We start from the raw sequence: 6,787 nt of genomic DNA, 5'->3' as shown, positions 1-6,787 counted from the left end.
GGCCCGAGCCGCCGCTGCCGCTGCCGCCGCCCCCGGTGCCGCCGCCGCCCGAGCCGAGCCAGCAGGCCGGCACCGGCCAGACGCCGCCGGTGGCGCGGCCGCAGGAACGCAGCGCCTCGGTGCTGAACACGCTCGAACGGCTGCGGACGACGCGCCAGCAGGACCGCGCGCCGACCGCGCGGCCCAATCCTTCCGGCGCGCCGCAGCAGGGCGGGGGCAGTCCCAACGGCACGGCATCCTTGACCCAGGGCGAGATCCGCGGCCTCGCGGAGCAGATCTCCGAATGCTGGAACGTGGACGGGGGCATGCTCGGGCTCGACCAGATCGTGGTGGAACTCCGCGTGCAGCTCGACAGCCAGGGCGTGGTGCGCAACGTCGTGCCGTCCGGCGCGCCGCCGAGTGACCCGCGGGCGCGTTCCGTCTACGAATCGGCGCGCCGTGCCCTGATGTCGCCGCAATGCAACCCGCTGCGCGTCCCACCGAACAAGTACTCGACCGTGATGGCATCCATCTTCCGCTTCAATCCGAGGGGTCTCGTGCGATGAACCCTGCTTCTCCCTTCGCGCCCACGCGGCGGCTGGTGTTGCTCGGCGCCGGCGCCGGGCTGGTGGCGCCCGGAATCCTCGCCACGCCGCTGCCCGCCGCGGCGCAGGCGCCACAGGGCGCGGTCATCGACGTGACCCGGGCGCGCACCGATCCGATCCCGGTCGCCATCCCCGACCTGGCCGGGGCGGGGGATGCCGCCCGCGTCGGGCGCGACATCGCCCGCGTCATCCAGACGAACCTGCGCAATTCCGGCCTGTTCCGCCCGGTCGACCGGCAGGCCTTCATCCAGACGCCGGAGGCCGCCGCGCAGACGCCGCGCTTCCAGGACTGGCGCGTGATCGGCGCCCAGGCGCTGGTCACCGGCCGGGTCGAGCAGCGCGGCGACGGGCTGCGCGTCGAGTTCCGCCTGTGGGACGTGCTGCCGGAGACGCAGCTCCAGGGCACCGCCTTCACCGCGCCTTCCGCCAACTGGCGGCGCATCGCGCACCTGATCTCGGACGTGATCTACGAACGGCTGCTGGGCGAGAAGGGCTATTTCGACACCCGCGTCGTCTATGTCAGCGAAACCGGCCCGCGCGACCGCCGCACGCGGCGGCTCGCCATCATGGACCAGGACGGGGAGAACAACCGCTTCCTGACCGATGGGCGCTTCGCCGCGCTGTCGCCGCGCTTCCACCCCTCGGCCGACCGCATCGCCTTCATGTCCTACCAGGACCGCGGCCAGCCGCGCGTCGTGCTGTTCGACATCGGTTCCGGGTCGCAGCAGGTGCTCGGCAACTTCCCGGGCATGACTCTCTCGCCGCGCTTCTCGCCGGACGGCCGGTCGGTGCTGCTTTCCGCGACGCGCGGGGGGGATGCGAACATCTACATCGTCGATCTCGGCAGCCGGCGGGAACGCCAGCTCACCAGCGGCGGTGGACTCGACGTATCCCCCTGCTTCTCGCCCGACGGGACGCAGATCGTCTTCAATTCCGATCGCGGCGGCGACCAGCAACTCTACGTGATGGACGCCGGCGGCGGGAACGTGCGCCGCATCTCCTTCGGCAATGGCCGCTACGCGACGCCGGTCTGGTCGCCGCGCGGTGATCTCATCGCCTTCACCCGCATCGGCCGCGGCGGCTTCGCCATCGGCGTGATGCGGCCGGATGGCTCGGGCGAGCGCATCCTGTCGGAGGGCTGGGCGATGGAAGGGCCGACCTTCGCGCCGAACGGCCGTGTGCTGATGTTCTACCGCGAGAGCCGGGCGACGGATTCCCGCGGCGGCGGCTATTCCGCCCGCATCGTCTCGATCGACATCGCCGGATTCAACGAGCGGCCGATCCCGACGCCGACCGATGCGACCGACCCCGCCTGGTCGCCGCTGCTCTCGTGACGTCGATTTCCTGCCGCGCGATGCTTGACCCTTTGCGCGGCCGGTGCTTACCCCCGTGTCGATCCTTCCAACAGGAGCATTCCCCCCGATGAAAACCCGTCTCCTTGGTGCCGTGGCTGCGCTCGCGCTGGTCGCCGCCTGCTCCAGCACCGACCAGAACGCGGCCGCGACCGGCGCCGGCGGCACCATCCGCCCGGGCAGCCAGGAGGATCTGGTGGCCAATGTCGGCGACCGCGTCTTCTTCGACTTCGACCGTTCGAGCATCCGCGCCGACCAGCGCCCGGTGCTGCAGCGCCAGGCCGAATGGATGGGCCGCTACGCCGACGTCCGCGTGCAGGTCGAAGGCCATGCCGACGAGCGCGGCACGCGCGAGTACAACCTCGCCCTCGGCCAGCGCCGTGCCAATTCGGCCCGCGACGTGCTCGTCGCCTCCGGCGTGAACGGCGCGCGCATCAGCACCATCTCCTACGGCAAGGACCGCCCGGCGGCCCTGGGTTCGGACGAGGCGGCCTGGGCGCAGAACCGCCGCGCCGTCACGGTCGTCCAGTAAGGGGGCAGGGCATCCCGGCCCTGCGGGGCCGGGACCGCCGCCGCGCCATGGCCGCACACCGCTTCCGCCTCCCCGCCCTGGTCGTCCTGGCGCTGCTCGCCGCTCCGGGCGCGCGGGCGCAGATGGACAGCCGCGAGGGCATCGCCCTGCAGAACCAGATCCTGGAACTGCGGCGCGACCTCGATGCCGTGCGCCGCGGCGGCGCCGCGCCGGTGCCGGTGCCGCGCGGCGGCGGCAACGGCGCGCCGCAGGAACTGGTGCAGCAGCTCCTCGCCCGCGTCTCCGAGCTCGAGGAGGAGGTCCGCCGACTGCGCGGGCGCCTCGACGTCGCCGAGAACGCCAACCGCCAGCTTTCCCAGGATGTGGAGAAGCTGCGGGGCGACATGGATTTCCGGCTGCAGCAGCTCGAAGGGGGTGGCCGGCCGGCCGCCGCCCGCCCTCCCCAGGGGCCGGCGGCCGCAGCGGCCCCGGCCCCGGCGCCGACGCCTCCCGCCCCCGGCAGCCCGGCAGCGCCAACCGGCCCGCGAACCGCTGAACGGGCGCTCGCCGACGGGCAGGCGGCGCTGTCGCGCCGCGACTACGAGGCAGCGGAGACCGCGGCGCGCGAGGTGATCGCCGGCCGCGCCGGCCCGCGCGCGCAGGATGCGCAGATCCTGCTGGGCGAGGCGCTGCTCGGCCGCCGCCAGTACCAGAACGCGGCGCTCGCCTTCGACGAGGCCTATCGGCGCAACCGCCAGTCGAGCCGGGCGCCCGAGGCGCTGCTCGGCCTGTCCAACGCCTTCGTCGGCTTCGGCGCGCGGCGCGAGGCCTGCGACACGCTCGACCAGCTCACCTCCGAGTACACCCGCCTGGCGCCGCCGGTGGCGCAGCGCGTCGCCGAGACGCGCCGGCGGGCGCAGTGCCGCTGACCCGCACATGGGGATAGCGGCGCGCTGACGCCGGAGCGTTTCGCGGCGCTGATGGCGCCGCTGGGGCCTTTCGGGCCGGCGCCGCGCATCGCCGCCGGGGTGTCGGGCGGGCCGCACAGCTTGGCCCTGGCGCTGCTCGCCGCGGAATGGGCCCGCGCGCGGGGCGGCGATCTGCTGGCGCTGGTCGCGGATCATGGGCTGCGCCCGGGAAGCGGCGCGGAAGCCGACGGCGTCGCCGCATTGCTGGCCAAGCGGGGGATCATGGTGCGCGTGCTGCGGCTGGGGCTGGCGGCAGGACCGGCCATGCAGGCGCGGGCGCGGGCAGCGCGCATGGCGGCGCTGGCGGGGGCGGCGGAGGGCGCCGGGCGGCCCTGGCTGCTGCTTGGCCATCATCGGGCGGATCAGGCGGAAACCCTGTTGTTCCGGGCGCTGCGCGGCAGCGGGCCGACGGGGCTCGCGGCGATGGCGGCGGCACGGGATGCGGGTGCGGTGCTGGTGCTGCGGCCGCTCCTCGGCGTGGCGCCGGCAGAACTGGAGGCGGTGCTGGCCGACGCCGGCATCGCGCCGGTGCGGGACCCGAGCAACCGCGACGACCGCTTCACCCGGATACGCCTGCGCCGGACGCTGGCCGATCCGGACGGCACGGGGCCGGGCGTCGCGGCGCTGGCCGCTGCGGCGGCCGCCTTCGGGGCAAGGCGCGCGCGGGCGGCGGCGGAGATCGCCCGGCGGCTCGCCCGCGCCGCCGAGATTCGGCCGGAGGGCTTCGCCCGGGTGGACCTCGCGGCACTCGGGGACGACGCGCCGGGGCGCGCTGCCCTGGCCGGCCTGCTGGCGGTGATCGGCGGCGCGGGCTTCGCACCTGCCCCGGCCGCGGTGGCGGCGCTGGTCGGGCGCGGCGGCGGGACGCTCGCCGGGGCCTGGCTGCGGCCGGCGGCGCGCGGCCGCTGGCTGGTGGCGCGCGACCCCGGGCTGGTCGGGCCGGCGGTCGAGGCGGTGCACGGCGCCGTCTGGGACCGGCGCTTCCGGCTGGTGGGGGAAGGGCGGGCAGGGTGGCAACTCGGCCCGCTGGGCGAGGCGGCGGCGGGGCTGCGGACGGAGGCCAGCCTGCCCGCTGCGGTGCTGCGCGCATTGCCGGCGATCCGCGATTCTCACGGCGCGCTGGCCGCGGTGCCCGCGCTGGACTATCCTTCCTGTAATGCCTGTGCGTCCTTCCCCCTGCTGTTCACGCGGGCGGCGGGTGGGCGGCGCGCAGGCTCGGAGTTTTCGGGCAGGCCATTCAAGCCTGGTCAACCCGACCTTATGTGTAGTGCAGAGCGCCGGCGGGCCCATCCGACCGGCACGGAGACGGACAACCGCACGTGAATAATTTCGGCAGGAATCTCGCGCTCTGGGTGATTGTCGCCCTGCTGCTGGTGGCGCTGTTCAACCTGTTCCAGCCTTCGGGCGCAGGACGGACGAGCGCGCAGCAGGTCGCCTATTCCGAGTTCCTGAACGAGGTGAATTCCGGCCATGTGCGGGACGTCACCATCCAGGGGCGCACCCTGTCCGGCACGCTGGCCGACGGGCGGACCTTCCAGACCTACACGCCGGAAGACCCGAGCCTCGTCACCCGCCTGACGGAGAAGAACGTGCGGGTGGTGGCGCGGCCGGAGGAGAGCGACGTCAACCCGCTGCTGCACTACCTGATGTCCTGGTTCCCGATGCTGCTGCTGATCGGCGTCTGGATCTTCTTCATGCGGCAGATGCAGGGCGGCGGCGGGCGCGCCATGGGCTTCGGCAAGTCCAAGGCCAAGCTGCTGACCGAGAAGCAGGGCCGCGTCACCTTCGACGACGTCGCCGGCATCGACGAGGCGAAGGGCGAACTCGAGGAGATCGTGGACTTCCTGCGCGACCCGCAGAAGTTCCAGCGCCTCGGCGGCAAGATCCCGAAGGGCGTGCTGCTGGTCGGCCCCCCCGGCACCGGCAAGACGCTGCTCGCGCGCTCGATCGCCGGCGAGGCCAATGTGCCGTTCTTCACGATCTCCGGCTCGGACTTCGTGGAGATGTTCGTCGGCGTCGGCGCCTCCCGCGTGCGCGACATGTTCGAGCAGGGCAAGAAGAACGCCCCCTGCATCATCTTCATCGACGAGATCGACGCCGTCGGCCGGCATCGCGGCGCCGGCCTGGGCGGCGGCAACGACGAGCGCGAGCAGACGCTGAACCAGATGCTCGTCGAGATGGACGGCTTCGAGTCCAACGAGGGCGTCATCATCATCGCCGCGACCAACCGGCCGGACGTGCTCGACCCCGCGCTGCTGCGCCCGGGCCGCTTCGACCGCCAGGTGGTGGTGCCGAACCCGGACGTGAACGGGCGCGAGAAGATCCTGCGCGTGCACATGCGCAAGGTGCCGCTCGCCTCCGACGTCGATCCGAAGATCATCGCGCGCGGCACCCCGGGCTTCTCCGGTGCGGACCTCGCCAACCTGGTGAACGAGGCGGCGCTGCTCGCCGCCCGCACCGGCCGGCGCACCGTCGGCATGGCGGAGTTCGAGGCGGCGAAGGACAAGGTGCTGATGGGCACCGAGCGGCGCTCGCTGGTGATGTCGGACGCCGAGAAGCGCATGACCGCCTATCACGAGGCCGGCCACGCGCTGGTGGCGATGCACGAGCCGGAATGCGACCCGGTGCACAAGGCGACGATCATCCCGCGCGGCCGCGCGCTGGGCCTGGTGATGTCGCTGCCCGAGGGCGACCGCTACTCCAAGCACAAGTCCAAGCTGAAGTCGGAACTCGCCATGGCGATGGGCGGGCGCGTTGCGGAGGAGCTGATCTTCGGCCCGGACAAGGTGTCCAACGGCGCCTCGGGCGACATCAAGATGGCGACCAACCAGGCCCGCATGATGGTCACCGAATGGGGCATGTCCGACAAGCTCGGCATGATCGCCTACGGCGACAACAGCCAGGAGGTGTTCCTGGGGCATTCCGTGACCCAGACCAAGAACATCTCGGAAGCGACGGCGCAGAAGATCGACGGCGAGATCCGCGAGATCATCGACACCGCCTATGCCCGCGCCAAGTCGATCCTGTCCGAGCACATGGACGAGCTGCACCTGCTGGCGAAGGGGCTGCTGGAGCATGAGACGCTGTCGGGCGACGAGATCCGGCAGGTGATCCGCGGCGAGCCGATCGTGCGCAACCGGCCGGACGAGCCGGTGAACATGGGCCGTGGCAGCGTGCCCTCCGCCGGGCGTGCAGCGGCGCCGCGGCCGTCGGGGCTCAATCCGGGGCCGGCGCCGGCAACGTGACGACGTGCCGGGGAGGGGCATTGCTCCTCTCCGGCCCCCGACCCCGCCGGGCCAAGGCGCGGATGGGGCTCGAAAGGCCTCTGGACATGCGTTTCGGGCGCGCTATGCCGGGCGCGCCCTTTTTCAT

The 6,787-nt window shown here is 73.0% G+C and carries 5 protein-coding genes and 1 pseudogene; all 6 read left to right on the top strand.

Annotation, left to right across the window (positions count from 1 at the left end; all coding sequences use genetic code 11):
• Positions 1-545: pseudogene (locus tag GXW74_RS13265) on the top strand (hypothetical protein); the annotation flags it as partial.
• On the top strand, positions 542-1,918 hold the full coding sequence (gene tolB, locus GXW74_RS13260; RefSeq protein ID WP_211846986.1) for a Tol-Pal system beta propeller repeat protein TolB: 1,377 nt from the start codon (positions 542-544) through the stop codon (positions 1,916-1,918). The pseudogene GXW74_RS13265 and the gene tolB, both read left to right, overlap by 4 nt.
• Before the next feature lie 88 nt (positions 1,919-2,006).
• On the top strand, positions 2,007-2,468 hold the full coding sequence (gene pal, locus GXW74_RS13255; RefSeq protein ID WP_211846985.1) for a peptidoglycan-associated lipoprotein Pal: 462 nt from the start codon (positions 2,007-2,009) through the stop codon (positions 2,466-2,468).
• A 47-nt stretch (positions 2,469-2,515) separates the two neighbouring features.
• Positions 2,516-3,376 carry a tol-pal system YbgF family protein gene (locus GXW74_RS13250; RefSeq protein ID WP_211846984.1) on the top strand — a complete coding sequence of 287 codons (861 nt, stop codon included), beginning with the start codon at positions 2,516-2,518 and terminating at the stop codon, positions 3,374-3,376.
• Between the two features lie 51 nt (positions 3,377-3,427).
• On the top strand, positions 3,428-4,738 hold the full coding sequence (tilS, locus tag GXW74_RS13245; protein WP_211846983.1) for a tRNA lysidine(34) synthetase TilS: 1,311 nt from the start codon (positions 3,428-3,430) through the stop codon (positions 4,736-4,738).
• Entirely contained in the window at positions 4,735-6,660 is a 1,926-nt protein-coding gene (gene ftsH / locus GXW74_RS13240) for an ATP-dependent zinc metalloprotease FtsH (protein WP_211846982.1), read from the top strand. The genes tilS and ftsH overlap by 4 nt, the downstream gene beginning before the upstream one ends.
• Positions 6,661-6,787: the final 127 nt, after the last annotated feature.

Origin of the sequence: Neoroseomonas eburnea (assembly GCF_018129005.1) — a bacterium.
Classification (GTDB): Bacteria; Pseudomonadota; Alphaproteobacteria; order Acetobacterales; family Acetobacteraceae; genus Neoroseomonas; species Neoroseomonas eburnea.
Note: the sequence above shows the minus strand (reverse complement) of the source record. Positions and strands in the feature narration are given on the sequence as shown.

Coding starts and splice junctions, on each gene's coding strand:
- tolB (WP_211846986.1), top strand. CDS start 542: ATGAACCCTGCTTCTCCCTTCGCGCCCACGCGGCGGCTGGTGTTGCTC.
- pal (WP_211846985.1), top strand. CDS start 2,007: ATGAAAACCCGTCTCCTTGGTGCCGTGGCTGCGCTCGCGCTGGTCGCC.
- GXW74_RS13250 (WP_211846984.1), top strand. CDS start 2,516: ATGGCCGCACACCGCTTCCGCCTCCCCGCCCTGGTCGTCCTGGCGCTG.
- tilS (WP_211846983.1), top strand. CDS start 3,428: ATGGCGCCGCTGGGGCCTTTCGGGCCGGCGCCGCGCATCGCCGCCGGG.